14 protein-coding genes are annotated in these 12,182 nt (G+C 69.3%); 7 read left to right on the top strand and 7 right to left on the bottom strand.

Going from position 1 to position 12,182, the window contains the following annotated elements:
* The 4 genes from rpoN to KF871_RS18410 form a co-directional block, all read left to right on the top strand.
* Positions 1–1,192 (top strand): RNA polymerase factor sigma-54 (gene rpoN, locus KF871_RS18425; RefSeq protein ID WP_291145994.1); only part of this gene is annotated, 1,192 nt, incomplete at its 5' end.
* Positions 1,189–2,472, top strand: a complete 1,284-nt coding sequence (locus KF871_RS18420; RefSeq protein WP_291145992.1) for a THUMP domain-containing protein — start codon at positions 1,189–1,191, stop codon at positions 2,470–2,472. The genes rpoN and KF871_RS18420, both read left to right, overlap by 4 nt.
* 13 nt (positions 2,473–2,485) lie before the next feature.
* Positions 2,486–2,896, top strand: a complete 411-nt coding sequence (locus KF871_RS18415) for a putative toxin-antitoxin system toxin component, PIN family (protein WP_367172069.1) — start codon at positions 2,486–2,488, stop codon at positions 2,894–2,896.
* The gene (locus KF871_RS18410; RefSeq protein WP_291145986.1) at positions 2,893–3,783 is read left to right on the top strand and encodes a hypothetical protein; all 891 of its coding nucleotides are present in this window, start codon (positions 2,893–2,895) and stop codon (positions 3,781–3,783) included. The genes KF871_RS18415 and KF871_RS18410 overlap by 4 nt, the downstream gene beginning before the upstream one ends.
* A gap of 29 nt (positions 3,784–3,812) precedes the next feature.
* Here the strand turns inward: KF871_RS18410 and KF871_RS18405 are convergent, their stop codons facing one another.
* Positions 3,813–5,435: an FMN-binding glutamate synthase family protein gene (locus KF871_RS18405; protein WP_291145983.1), complete on the bottom strand. Its 1,623-nt coding sequence runs from the start codon at positions 5,433–5,435 to the stop codon at positions 3,813–3,815.
* A 158-nt stretch (positions 5,436–5,593) separates the two neighbouring features.
* On the opposite strand from KF871_RS18405, the gene KF871_RS18400 reads away from it, so the two are divergent.
* Together KF871_RS18400 and KF871_RS18395 are read left to right on the top strand one after the other, a co-directional pair.
* A complete protein-coding gene (locus KF871_RS18400; RefSeq protein ID WP_291145980.1) occupies positions 5,594–5,809 on the top strand; it encodes a hypothetical protein in 216 nt (71 codons plus the stop codon).
* Between the two features lie 51 nt (positions 5,810–5,860).
* On the top strand, positions 5,861–6,652 hold the full coding sequence (locus KF871_RS18395; protein WP_291145977.1) for a UPF0149 family protein: 792 nt from the start codon (positions 5,861–5,863) through the stop codon (positions 6,650–6,652).
* Between the two features lie 21 nt (positions 6,653–6,673).
* Here the strand turns inward: KF871_RS18395 and KF871_RS18390 are convergent, their stop codons facing one another.
* From KF871_RS18390 to KF871_RS18380, 3 genes are all read right to left on the bottom strand, one after another.
* Positions 6,674–7,336 carry a glutathione S-transferase gene (locus KF871_RS18390; protein ID WP_291145997.1) on the bottom strand — a complete coding sequence of 221 codons (663 nt, stop codon included), beginning with the start codon at positions 7,334–7,336 and terminating at the stop codon, positions 6,674–6,676.
* 13 nt (positions 7,337–7,349) lie between these two features.
* Positions 7,350–7,772, bottom strand: coding sequence for a DUF3597 domain-containing protein (locus KF871_RS18385; protein ID WP_291145975.1), 423 nt, complete (start codon positions 7,770–7,772; stop codon positions 7,350–7,352).
* A gap of 72 nt (positions 7,773–7,844) precedes the next feature.
* Positions 7,845–8,738, bottom strand: coding sequence for a LysR family transcriptional regulator (locus KF871_RS18380; RefSeq protein WP_291145973.1), 894 nt, complete (start codon positions 8,736–8,738; stop codon positions 7,845–7,847).
* 89 nt (positions 8,739–8,827) lie between these two features.
* On the opposite strand from KF871_RS18380, the gene KF871_RS18375 reads away from it, so the two are divergent.
* Positions 8,828–9,985 (top strand): twin-arginine translocation pathway signal protein, encoded by a 1,158-nt coding sequence (locus tag KF871_RS18375; RefSeq protein WP_291145971.1) that lies wholly within the window; start codon positions 8,828–8,830, stop codon positions 9,983–9,985.
* Here KF871_RS18375 and KF871_RS18370 read toward each other — a convergent pair.
* From KF871_RS18370 to KF871_RS18360, 3 genes are read right to left on the bottom strand one after another with little or no spacing between them, the layout of a single operon-like run.
* Positions 9,975–11,114 (bottom strand): DNA alkylation repair protein, encoded by a 1,140-nt coding sequence (locus KF871_RS18370; protein WP_291145967.1) that lies wholly within the window; start codon positions 11,112–11,114, stop codon positions 9,975–9,977. The genes KF871_RS18375 and KF871_RS18370 overlap by 11 nt on opposite strands.
* A 14-nt stretch (positions 11,115–11,128) precedes the next feature.
* Positions 11,129–11,614 carry a CinA family protein gene (locus tag KF871_RS18365; protein WP_291145965.1) on the bottom strand — a complete coding sequence of 162 codons (486 nt, stop codon included), beginning with the start codon at positions 11,612–11,614 and terminating at the stop codon, positions 11,129–11,131.
* A 13-nt stretch (positions 11,615–11,627) separates the two neighbouring features.
* On the bottom strand, positions 11,628–12,134 hold the full coding sequence (locus KF871_RS18360; protein WP_291145962.1) for a phosphatidylglycerophosphatase A: 507 nt from the start codon (positions 12,132–12,134) through the stop codon (positions 11,628–11,630).
* Between the last annotated feature and the right edge of the window lie 48 nt (positions 12,135–12,182).

Here is a 12,182-nt window from a genome sequence, read left to right as displayed (position 1 = left end):
GGGCGGCGATGCGCCGGCGCGCCGCAACAACCTCGGCGAGGACGGCGAAATGGACGCCACCGAGCTGGCGCGATCCCAGGAGTCGCTGCAATCGCACCTGCACCGCCAGGCGCTGATGCTGCGGCTGTCGCCCGAGGACAACGCCGCGCTGCGCTTCCTGATCGAGTCGCTCAACGACGATGGCTACCTCGATGACTCCATCGAGACCCTGGCTCTCGGGCTGGCCGGCCATGACGACGAGCAGCTCGAGGAGCTGGTGCACCGCTTCACCGTGGCGCTGCGCCTGCTGCACCACCTGGACCCGCCGGGCGTGGGCGCGCGCACCCTGGGGGAATGCCTCACGCTCCAGCTGCAAGCCCTGCAGGCGGCAGGCGAGGGCGAGGAGGCCTGCGACACCGCGCTGCGCCTGTGCGCGCAGCCCGTGGAACTGCTGGCGCGCCGCGACATCAAGCGCCTCGCCCAGCTCAGCGCCAGCACCGAGGCGCAGGTCAAGGCCGCGATCGCGCTGATTGCGCGGCTGGAGCCCAAGCCGGGCCGCCGCTTCGTGGACGTCGAACGCAACGTCGTGGTGCCCGATGTCATCGTGACCCAGGTGGGCCGCGGCGGGCAGGCGCGCCTGCGGGTGCAGCTCAACAGCGACGTGATGCCGCGCCTGCGCGTGCACGACATCTATGCCGGCGCGCTCAAGGCCCACAAGGGCGAAGGCCACCAGGCCCTGCAGCAGCGGCTGCAGGAGGCGCGCTGGTTCATCAAGAACATCCAGCAGCGCTTCGACACCATCCTGCGCGTGTCCAACGCCATCGTCGAGCGGCAGAAGAACTTCTTCGTGCATGGCGAACTGGCCATGCGCCCGCTGGTGCTGCGCGAGATCGCCGACGAGCTGGGTCTGCACGAATCCACCATCAGCCGCGTGACCACCGCCAAGTACATGGCCACGCCCTTCGGCACTTACGAGCTCAAGTACTTCTTTGGCTCTTCGCTGGGCACCGAGACCGGTGGCAACGCGTCGAGCACGGCAGTGCGCGCGCTGCTCAAGCAGTTCATCGCCGCCGAGGAACCCAACAAACCGCTGTCGGACAACCAGCTGTCCGACCTGCTCAAGGAGCAGGGCATCGAGTGCGCGCGCCGCACCGTCGCCAAGTACCGCGAGGCCATGCGCATCGCGCCCGCGAACCTGCGCAAATCACTGTGAACCAGCTGCACCTGTTTCTGCCCTGCGCTGCCGGCGTGGAGGACTTTCTTGCCGCCGAGGTGGCACGCGTGACCGGCATCGAGGCCACGCAGCGCTCGCGCGGCGGAGTGAGCCTGCAAGGTGCCTGGCGCGACGCGCTGCAGCTGAACCTGCACAGTCGCCTGGCGCAGCGCGTGCTGGTGCGTCTGTGGCATGGCCCCTACCGCAGCGAGCAGGACATTCAGGATGCCGCCAGCCAGGTGGCCTGGGAAATCTGGTTCACGCCACGCCAGACCATCAAGGTCGAACTCACGGCCCAGCACAGCCCGCTCAAGAGCCTGAACTTCGCGGCGCTCAAGGTCAAGGACGCGGTGTGCGACCGCTTTCGCGACAAACGCGGTGAGCGTCCCAGTGTGGACACCGCGCGGCCCGATGTGCGCCTGTTCGCGCACCTCACCAAAGACACGCTGACGCTCTACATCGACACCACGGGCGAGCCGCTGTTCAAGCGGGGTTGGCGCGAGGACAAGGGCGACGCGCCTCTCAAGGAGACGCTGGCTGCGGCCATGATCGTCGCTACGGGCTGGGACGCGCTCGCGCGCGAAGCGCCGACGTTGGCCGACATCCCGCCGCTGGTGGACCCCTGCTGCGGCAGCGGCACCATCCCCATCGAGGCGGCGCAGATGGCGCTCAACATCGCGCCGGGTGGCCAGCGCCGCTTTGCCTTCGAGAAGCTGCTGCCGTTCCAGTCGCACGTGTGGCAAGCGCTGCGCGAGCAGGCCCGTGCCACCGAGCGCCCCTGGCCGGCCGGCCAGGCGCCCATCGTGTTCGGCAGCGATGTGGCCTTTCGCATGGTCGACTTCGCGCAGCGCAACGCCGCGCGCGCCCGGGTCGCACAGGCCATCGAGTTCCGAGGTGGTGACGCCCTGCAGCGGCAACCGCCGAGCGCGCGCGCCGGCATCCTGCTGCTCAATCCGCCTTATGGCGAACGCATCGCCGCGGCGGGTGTGGCGGGGCGCAACGCGGCCGACCGGGCACGCACCTTCACCGTGGGGCGCGAGCAGGCGCGTGACGACGACGGTCACACCGCCGACGCCTTCTTCGAGCGCCTGGCCGCCCACTGGAAGACGCACTACGCCGGCTGGAGCGCGTGGCTGCTGACGCCCGACCTGAAGCTGCCCGGGCGCATGCGCTTCAAGGAGTCGCGCCGCGTGCCGCTGTGGAACGGGCCGATCGAATGCCGCCTGTTCCGCTTCGACCTCACCGCGCGCGCGCCGCGCGCCGAACCGCGCGAGGCCTGACATGGCGCCGGTCGTGATCGACACCAATGTCGTGCTCGACCTGTTCGTTTTCAACGACCCGGCCTGCGCCGATCTGCACGAGGCCTTGCAGCAGGCCCGCCTGCGCTGGCTGGCCAGCGACGGCATGCACGAAGAATTGCGGCGCGTGCTCGACTACCCGCACATCGCGCGCCGCCTGGGCGACGGCGGCGCCGCTCCGGTGCTCGAACGCTTCGTGCACATGAGCCACCGCGTGGACGAAGCGCCCAAGGCGCCCTACACCTGCCGCGACGCCGACGACCAGCGCTTCATTGACCTGGCCGTGGCACACCAGGCCTTGCTGCTGAGCAAAGACGCGCTGGTGCTGGCGCTGGCCAAACGGCTGGCGCGGGTCGGTGTGAAGGCCTGCACCCCGCGCGACCTGGTGCTGGAGAACGCGGCATGACCCGCCTCGTGGCGCGCATCGCCTGCGTCATGGCGATGGGCCACGCCGTCGGCCACGTGCTGGCCGACGAGCTGCGTTGCACGGCGCTGGGTCCGCCCGGACAGCAACGGTGCCAGGCCAGCGATGGCTCGGTGCTGGAGCGCGTGATGACGGCCGATGGTCGGCGGGCGTCCGTGCTGTTGCGCCGCTGGCCCGACGGCACGCTGGCCGAGTTGCGGTGCGCGCCCACCAGCCTGCTGCCAGCCGACCGCGAGGTGTGCGGACACGACGCGAAGGTGCGCGACATCTCGCTCTTCAAGGAGCCCGGCAAGGCACTGGGCACGGTGCGCTACCGCCACGGGGTCTTGATGAACCTGACCATCGTCAATCCGCAGGGTCAGCTGGTGCGCAGTGAAACGTTCGAGGATCGCAGCGGCGAGCCCGATCACCGCATCAAGCGGGTGTTCTATCCCTCCGGGCGTCTGCGCCACGAGATCGATCTGATCGAGCCTGCCCAGGAGGACTACCAAGGGCGCGAGGGCGTGGGCCGTGAGTACGCCGAGTCCGGGCAGCTCACCCAGGAGGTGCAGTGGGTGCGAGGGCATGAGGCCCGCATCCGGCAGTGGTACCTCAAAGGCCAGCTCAAGCTGGACCAGACCATCCAGCGCATGGGGCGAGACGAACTGCGCGAGACGCGCAGCTTCTACGAGGACGGCGCCCCCGCGGCCCTCAACCGTGAGCGCAATGGCCGCCTGATGGGCTGGCAGCGCTATCACGCGCCGGGCGGCGTCTTGCAGCGCGAAGAGGAGTACAGCGAGCGCGGCGTGCTGCTGCGGCGCAAGGTCTACGACGCGCGCGGCCGGCTGCAGCGCACCGAGCGGGTCAACGAAGACGACGCCGGGACTTAGTCTCCTGGTTCAGGGGACCAGACAGGGCATCAGGCCAACGCAAAGCTGTCGGCTCTCGCGCGTCGCCACCAAGTGGTGAAGACGGCGTGTTCGCCTTCTGGGTCGTCGTCGAGCAGCGCGCCGGGTGATGTGGTTGGCAACAGGTTGGCCAGCAAGCGCACCTCGTTGTCGCTCACACGCCGCACCAGGTGGTGTGCGGTGATGTCGTTGGGGTGTTGCAGCCCTGCGGCCTGCACCAGCTCCTGCAGCGCGGCCAGGGTGTTCTGGTGGTAGCGCCAGACGCGCTCGGCCTTGTCGGGTACCACCAGCGCCTGTTGCCGCAATGGGTCCTGCGTGGTGACGCCGGTCGGGCATTGACCGGTGTGGCAGTGCTGCGCCTGAATGCAGCCCAGCGCGAACATGAAGCCCCGCGCGCTGTTGCACCAGTCAGCGCCGATGGCGATCGCGCGCGCGATGTCGAAGGCGCTGACGACCTTGCCCGCACACCCGATGCGGATCTGATCGCGCAGGTTCACGCCCACGAGCGTGTTGTGCACCAGGCGCAGACCTTCCTGCAAAGGCGCGCCCACATGGTCGGTGAATTCCAGCGGCGCCGCGCCAGTGCCGCCTTCGGCGCCGTCGACCACGATGAAATCTGGCGTGAGGCCGGTCTGCAGCATGGCCTTGACGATGGCGAACCACTCCCAGGGGTGGCCGATGCACAGCTTGAAGCCCACCGGTTTGCCTTCGGCCAGCTGGCGCAGACGAGCGATGAATTGCAGCAGCTCGATCGGGGTGCCAAAGGCGCTGTGGGCGGCGGGCGAGATGCAGTCCACGCCTTCCGGTACACCACGCGCGGCCGCGATTTCGGCGGTGACCTTCGCACCCGGGAGCACGCCACCATGGCCGGGCTTGGCGCCCTGGCTGAGCTTGAGTTCGATCATCCGCACCTGGGGGTCCAGCGCGTTGGCGACGAACTTCTCCTCGTTGAAGCTGCCGTCGTCGTTGCGGCAACCGAAGTAGCCGGAGCCGATTTCCCAGATCAGGTCGCCGCCGTGCAAACGGTGCCAGGCCGAGATGGAACCTTCGCCGGTGTCGTGTGCGAATCGCCCGCGCGCAGCACCGGCGTTGAGCGCCTGGACAGCGTTGGCCGACAGGGCGCCAAAGCTCATGGCAGAGATGTTGAAGACGCTGGCCTCATACGGCTGGGTGCAGGCCGGGCCACCGATGCGCACGCGAAAGTCGTTCGATGTCAGTTGGGTGGGCGCCATCGAGTGGTTGAGCCACTCGTGTCCGTTGTTCTGCATGTCCAGCTGCGACCCAAACGGTCGTTTGTCGGTCTCGCCCTTGGCGCGGGCGTAGACCAGGCTGCGCTGGCTGCGCGAGAACGGCATGGCCTCGGTGTCGCTCTCGATGAAGTACTGGCGAATCTCGGGTCGCACGTACTCCAACATGAAGCGCAGGTGGCCGATGACCGGGTAGTTGCGCAGCACCGAGCTGCGCGTCTGGCGCAAGTCCCAGCCCCCCAGCAGAGTGAGTGCGCCGAACAACAGCACCCAGAATCCGCCGATGCCGAAGGCCACCAGCGTGAACAGGCTCAACAGGGTCAGCACCGCGCACAGGGCGAGAACGGTGTACCGGACGGGATAGACGGCGTTGAGGCGATCAAGCATGGGCGGGCGAGTGACAGGCGGCGTGCGGGGTCCGCGAAATGGTGCGTGCGCATTATTGGCGATCACCTTGTACAAGCGAACAATGGCCTCACCGACCCACCGCGAGAGGCAGGCAACGCGGCAGGGCCATTGCCAGCCTGCGGTTCCAGGAGAGTGCGATGTTCCCGATCATGATGGACGAGCCGGAGTCGATGAAGGTCAAGCCCGTGGCCTGGCAGATGCTGCAGGACGCCTGGCGTGGCGCGCAGCGGCCCGTTCGGCGCGACGTCAAGGCGCGGCGCGAAGCGACCTCACCCAACCCCACCCCATCGCACACACCGCTGGCGGCCCTGGCGTTCGGCGTCGTCGAGCCCACGCCCGGCCACCGCGGCTGATCGCCCTGACCTACACTGGCGGGCTTTCGGCCCCACCGGGGCGCCCGCCAGATGGACACCGCCAAGCCTTCGCCCCTTGAAGGGGCCGATTTCGACGAACTCGACGCGCTGCTCGACGAGTTGCGCACACGCGATGACGAGGTTCCCGAGTGGGAGTTTCTCGAAGGCGCCATGGCCGCGCTGCTGTGCACCCGACGCCCGGTGCCCGCCGAAGAGTGGCTGCCGGTGTTGCTCGGAACAGGCCCTTTGCCGACCGTCCCGCATGCCGACGGCACGCACTTTCCCAACACCGCCGCGTACGAGCGTTTCCTGTCGCTGTGGCAGCGGCGCGAAGCCGAGGTGCGTGAGGCGCTGTCCGCCGACATCGAGGCGCTGGACGACCCGCGCAGCTACCACCCCGAGGTGATGGACGTGCGCGGCGCCATTGCCGCACTGCCCGAGGCCGAACGCCCTGCGGCCGATGTACCGATCCCGTCGTACGGCCAGGTCTGGGCCCTGGGCTACCTGTTCGTGGTGGAGCAATGGACCGAGGAATGGGCGCTGCCGCGCGACCAGGAAACCGCGTCCTGGATCGAGCGGGCGCTGGACGAGGTGGATGCACTGACGCAGGACGACACAGCGCGCCCATCCGTCAACCTGCACAACGAGCAGGCCGCGCCCAGCGTGAGCGAGCCGCGCCTGGACGCGTTTGCCTCCGCCATCTGGTCCGTCTACGACCTGTACCGCATCTGGCACAGCCTGGGGCCGCGCCAGGCGCCGGTGCGTCAGGCGCCAGCGCCGGGGCGCAACGACCCGTGCTGGTGCGGCAGCGGCATCAAGTTCAAGCGCTGCCACGGCGCCTGAGCGCGCCCGGGCGGAATCCGCTCAGCCCAGCAGCTCGTACGGACCGCCCTTGTCGATGGCGCGGTGGTAGGCCGGCCGGTCGTGGATGCGCTGCAACCATTCCATCAGGCGGGGCCGGCTGTTGTTGAGCCCGGCGCGTGCCGCCGCGGCCTCGACCGGAAAGCTCATCTGGATGTCGGCGGCACTGAACGCATCGCCCGCGAACCAGGGGCTCTGCGCCAGCTCGCCTTCGAGGAAGTCCAGGTGCTGCGTGAGGTTGGGCGTGATGAAGCGCGCCTTGACCGTGGCCGAGATGGCCTTGGCCACCGGGCGCACGATCAGTGGCGCTTTCTCGACCTGATCGAACACCAGCTTGAGCAGCAAGGGCGGCATGAGCGAGCCCTCGGCGTAGTGCAGCCAGTAGCGATAGCGCAGGAAGGCCGACGAGGCCGGGTCGGGGCGCAGCTGCGGGCCATGGCGCTCCACCAGCGTCTCAAGAATGGCGCCCGACTCGGCCAGCACCAGCTTGCCCTCGGTGACCACGGGCGACTTGCCCAGCGGGTGCACCTTGCGCAGCTCAGGCGGCGCCAGCATGGTCTTCTTGTCGCGCTCGTAGCGGACGATCTCGTAGGGCACACCCAGCTCTTCGAGCAGCCACAACACGCGCTGCGAGCGCGAGTTGTTGAGGTGGTGGACGCGGATCATGGCCACGTGGCGCTCAGTCGAGCAGCTCTTTGGGCACGTTGCCGCCGTTGGCCGCGACGTGGCCCAGCACGTTCTTGTGCAGCCACATGTTCATCTTGGCCGAGTCGTTCATGAGCTCGTCGGGGCAGTAGAGCTCCTTGGCCAGGTCCTTGCGGGCCTGCAGGCTGCTGTCCATGTCGAGCAGCTTGAGCAGGTCGACGATGGAGGTGCGCCAGTTCAGTTTCTGCGGGTTGGCCTTGGCCTTCTTCTCGAGCAGGGCGACCACGTCGACCATGGCAATGGGGTTGACCACGGCCGGTGCGGAGGCTGCGGGCGTGGGTGCGGCGGCCACAGGGGCAGGGGCCGGCGCAACGGGCGCGGTGGGCGCTGCGGGTGGCGTGGCGGCCTCGGCCTTGGAAATGCCCAGTTTGTCGAGGATGGTGCTGAAGAGTCCCATGTCGTGCTCCTGTGTGGGTGGGTCGGGAAGACGGGCCAGTATAGGAGCCGCGTGTAACCCCGGGCCGGCGCGTCATGACCCCAACACCGCGGGCAACTGGGTCGACAAGGCGGCCCAGACCGAGCGGATGTGCGGGTTGCTGCGAATCTCCCGGTGCACCACCAGCCACATCGGCAGGGGCGGGATGCTGGCCAGGGGCAACAGGTGCACCAGTTCGGGCGACTGGCGCGCCACGTAGTGCGCCAGGAAGCCGATGCCCGCGCCGGCCCGCACCAGCGCCTCGTAAGCCACGAGGTCGTCGGTGCGCAAGGCGAACTGGTCTTTGGTGAGGGTGTGCCCCATGGCGGCAAAGCCGCGCACGATGTCGGGCTGGCGGTCAAAGCCCACCAGTTCGTGCTGCAGCAGGTCCTCGGGGCGACGGGGCGTGCCGCGCCGCTGCAGGTAGTCGCGGTGGGCGTAGGCGCCGATGCCGACCTGCCCCACCCGTTTGCCGACCAGGGTCCCTTGTTCGGGCCTGACCATGCGCACCGCGATGTCGGCCTCGCGCTGCAGCAGGTTGCTCACCGCGTTGCTCACCACCAGTTCGATGTGGATGTCGGGCAGGCGCGTGCGCAGTTGCACGAGCACCGGCGGCAGCAGCACGCAGGCCACGGGCTGGCTGGCGCTGATGCGCACCGTGCCCTGCACCCGCGCCTGCGCCCCACGAGCCTGGCGCGCCAGCTGGTCTGCCGAGCCCGCCATCGCCCGCGCAGGTTCGGCCAGGCGCAGCGCGTCGGCGGTGGGCTGCAGGCCGCGCCCGGTGCGTTCGAACAGCGTGACGCCCAGTTGCGATTCGAGCTCGGCGATGTGTCGGCCCAGTGTCGGTTGGTGCATGCCGAGGGCGCGTGCAGCGCCCATCAGGCTGCCGTGCTCCAGGGCGGCAAGAAAGGAGCGGATCAGTGTCCAGTTGAAGTCCTGGGTATGCATATGTGCATGGCTGGTGTGCCGGGTTGGGCGATTGTTGTTCAAGTGGTTGCTGCGCACAATCGCTGACATCGTTCGCCCTGGAGTGCAACATGCAACGTCGACACCTGCTTCGAATTCTGGGCGGTGGTGTGATCACCGCCGCCACCCTGGGGGCCACCGGCTGCAGCAAAGCCCTGCCCGAGGGGGCGCTGCTGGCCTGGCAGGGCCCCCAGGAAGAAGCCGACCTGCGGCGCTGGGTGCTGTCGCACGCCTTGCTGGCACCCCATTCGCACAACCTGCAGAGCTGGCTGGTGGACCTGTCGGTGCCCGACCAGATCACCCTGCACCTGGACCGAACGCGGCTGCTGCCCGAGACCGACCCGTTGTCGCGCCAGATGCTGATGAGCCAGGGCACCTTCATCGAGCTGCTCGATCAGGCGGCCCGCCAGCGCGGCCACCGCGCCGACATCACGCTGTTTCCCGACGGCGTGTTCGCCGCCGACGCGGTGGACGACCGGCCGACGGCGCGGATTCGCCTGGTGCCCGACGCATCGCAGCGGCCCGATCCCTTGTTCGCGCAGGTCTTTCTGCGCCATACCAACCGCGAGATGTACGAAGCCACCGCGCCGTCGCCCTCGGCCATGGCGGCCATCGTGGCCGCCGGGGGTGGGCCGTCGATGCGCGCCGGTGTCAGCACCGCAGCCGACGGCGACAGCTTCGCCCGCCAACGCGACATCGCCAAAGCGGCGTGGCGCATCGAGCTGACGACCCCGCGCACGGTGCTGGAGTCCTACCGCTGGCTGCGCATCGGGCCCGACGAGATTACCCGCCACCGCGATGGTCTGTCGCTCAACGACCCCTTGGTGCGGTTGATGGACGCCACCGGCGTGTTCGACCGTACCGTGGCGCCCGGCCCCGACGACATGGCGACCACGGGCCAGCTCGACGACTTCAACCGCAAGATCGACGGCACGCCGGCCTTCTATTGGCTCGTCACCCAGGGCAACGACCGCCCGACGCAGATCGCGGCGGGGCGTGCCTGGGTGCGGGCGCAACTGGCGGCCACCGCGCAAGGGCTGGCCATGCAGCCGATCTCGCAGGCCCTGCAGGAGTACCCCGAAATGCGCGACCTGTACGCCGAGATTCACGCGTTGCTGGGCGCGCCGGCACCTGCGCACACGGTGCAGATGTGGGCCCGGCTGGGCAAGGGGCCCACCGTGCAGCCCGCGCCGCGGCGCGGGCTGGCGCCGCTGCTGATCAAGGCTTGAGTTCGAAGGCGGCGTCGGCCACGGCCACGCCGTTGACCAGCAACTCGATGCGGTGACGCCCCGGGTAGAGGCGCCGCGTGGTGACCTCGCGCAGCGAGTGCGACTTCTGCAGCGAGCGGGTCTCGCCCGCGGCCATCGACAGCTTCCAGCCCTTGAAGACCTTCGGGGCGGTGCCGCCGTTGGCCTTGACGTGGTGCACCGCGTAGTCGACCACCAGGTGCTGCGCGCTGGTGGCTTTCAGTTCACCCAACAGGTCGATGCGCTCGCCCACACGCACCGATCGCGCCGACAGGCGCAGCGTGGCGCTGCCGTCGAAGCCCTGCGTCAGGCCCCAGGCCGCCAGGGTGGGCGCGTGCCCGGCCTTGATGAGACCCCGACTCGCGTGGCGCAGCAGTGCTTCGCGCGCGGGCGAGGCGCCCGGTCGGTGCTGGCCGACCCACTGGGCGACGAGGGCAGGGTGGTCCTTGGCGATGTCGTTGAGGTGGTTGGCGACGCTGCGCCGCACGTAGGCACTGGGATCGTCCTGCAGGGCCAGCAGCAGAGGCAGCGTGGGCGCCGGGTTTTTCACCAGGGCTTGCAGCCGCAAACCCCAGGGCAGGCGAGGGCGGCTGCCTTCGCTCACCAGGCGGCGCACGTGGGCGCTGTCGTCGTGCACCCATTGCCGCAGCACCGGCCACACGGCCTCGGGGTGTTGCGCGATGAAGGGCCGGATGGCGAATTCCGCGGTGAAGCGTTGGGTAATGGCGTGCAGGCATTGCAGCGCGCGCAGCGGCGCGTGCTGACCGCTGCGCGTCACCCACTCGCCCGTGCCCCACAACGCCCAGCCGGCGATGCCGTCCGGGTGAAGGCCACCTTGCAGGCCAATGGGTTCGCCGGCCTCGTCGACGGACAGCGGCGGTGCCAGGGCCTGCTCGATGAGGCCACAGGCGCGGTCGAAGTCCGCGGGCATCGTGGCTTGCAGCGCATCGGCCCAGCGCATGGCGCGGGCCTTGAACTCGAGCGCGTCGAGGCCGTCGAGCAGGGTGGTCTCGAAGCGGCGCGTGTCGAAGCCGCGCCATTGCCTGCGCAGGTGCGCGCTGGCGTGGCGCACCGTCTCGGCATTGATGAGCAGCTTGAAGGGTTCGGCCATCGCGCGCCGCGGCGTCAGGGCAGGCGTTGCAGAAGACCCGCCAGCGCGTGGGCGACCGTGGCACGGCGCACCGTTGCGCGATCGCCGTCGAACTGCTCGCGTTGGGTGAACTGACCGGCCGGGGTGCACCAGCCGAACCACACGGTGCCCACCGGTTTGTCGGGCGAGCCACCGGTGGGGCCGGCAATGCCGGTCACCGCCACCGCACAGCGTGCCGGGGACCGGTCCAGCGCGCCCAGCGCCATGGCGCGCGCCACCGGCTCGCTCACCGCGCCGTGCTCGGCAATCAGCGCGTCGGGCACGCCCAGCAGCTCGGTCTTGGCGAGGTTGGAGTAGGTGACGAAGCCGCGCTCGAACCAGTCGCTGGAGCCGCTGAGTTCGGTGCACGCGCCCGCGATCAGGCCGCCGGTGCAGCTCTCGGCGGTGGCCATCATCCAGCCGCGATCGAGCAGGTGGTGCGACAGCCGGGTGACAAGGTTCAGCAGGGTCGGGTCGTCCATCGGGATCTCCGCGTCAGAAGCGCCACAGCGCAATCACGAGCAGCGTGCACAAGGCCGCGGCGAAGTCATCAAGCAGGATGCCGAAGCCGCCGCGCGGGCCGAAACCCTTGAAGGTCTGGTCGGCCCACGCCATGGGGCCCACCTTGACGGCATCGAACAGGCGAAACAGGGCAAACGCCACCAGTTGCGCCCAGAAGCTGCTGGGCGCGATGAGCCAGAGCACCAGCCAGAAGGCCACCACTTCGTCCCACACGATGTGGCCCGAATCGGCAATGCCCATGTGCCGAGCCGTCACCGTGCACGCCCACCAGCCGATGAGGGTCGCGATGGCGATCACCAGGCCCAGGCTGTCGTGGGGCAGCACCCGCTGCAACACCAGCCACCCGACCCAGGCCCACAAGGTGCCCGCGGTCCCGGGGGCCACGCGGGCCAGGCCGGCGCCGCCACCCAGGGCAATGAAGTGGGCCGGGTGGCTCAGCAGAAATCGCCAGGTGGGGGAGGTGACGGGGCTCGCGGTCATTGCCGAATGATAGGTGGCGGTCCGATACTGCCCGCCGGACCATTGCGG

Source organism: Hydrogenophaga sp., assembly GCF_019635465.1.
Lineage (GTDB): Bacteria > Pseudomonadota > Gammaproteobacteria > Burkholderiales > Burkholderiaceae_C > Hydrogenophaga.
The sequence above is the reverse complement of the archived record's forward strand: the minus strand, read 5'-3'. Positions and strand labels throughout refer to the sequence as shown.

What these genes read in the sequence shown, in the direction of transcription:
- KF871_RS18410 (WP_291145986.1), top strand. Translation starts at nt 2,893, where the DNA reads ATGACCCGCCTCGTGGCGCGCATCGCCTGCGTCATGGCGATGGGCCAC.
- KF871_RS18405 (WP_291145983.1), bottom strand. Translation starts at nt 5,435, where the DNA reads ATGCTTGATCGCCTCAACGCCGTCTATCCCGTCCGGTACACCGTTCTC.
- KF871_RS18400 (WP_291145980.1), top strand. Translation starts at nt 5,594, where the DNA reads ATGTTCCCGATCATGATGGACGAGCCGGAGTCGATGAAGGTCAAGCCC.
- KF871_RS18395 (WP_291145977.1), top strand. Translation starts at nt 5,861, where the DNA reads ATGGACACCGCCAAGCCTTCGCCCCTTGAAGGGGCCGATTTCGACGAA.
- KF871_RS18390 (WP_291145997.1), bottom strand. Translation starts at nt 7,336, where the DNA reads ATGATCCGCGTCCACCACCTCAACAACTCGCGCTCGCAGCGCGTGTTG.
- KF871_RS18385 (WP_291145975.1), bottom strand. Translation starts at nt 7,772, where the DNA reads ATGGGACTCTTCAGCACCATCCTCGACAAACTGGGCATTTCCAAGGCC.
- KF871_RS18380 (WP_291145973.1), bottom strand. Translation starts at nt 8,738, where the DNA reads ATGCATACCCAGGACTTCAACTGGACACTGATCCGCTCCTTTCTTGCC.
- KF871_RS18375 (WP_291145971.1), top strand. Translation starts at nt 8,828, where the DNA reads ATGCAACGTCGACACCTGCTTCGAATTCTGGGCGGTGGTGTGATCACC.
- KF871_RS18370 (WP_291145967.1), bottom strand. Translation starts at nt 11,114, where the DNA reads ATGGCCGAACCCTTCAAGCTGCTCATCAATGCCGAGACGGTGCGCCAC.
- KF871_RS18365 (WP_291145965.1), bottom strand. Translation starts at nt 11,614, where the DNA reads ATGGACGACCCGACCCTGCTGAACCTTGTCACCCGGCTGTCGCACCAC.
- KF871_RS18360 (WP_291145962.1), bottom strand. Translation starts at nt 12,134, where the DNA reads ATGACCGCGAGCCCCGTCACCTCCCCCACCTGGCGATTTCTGCTGAGC.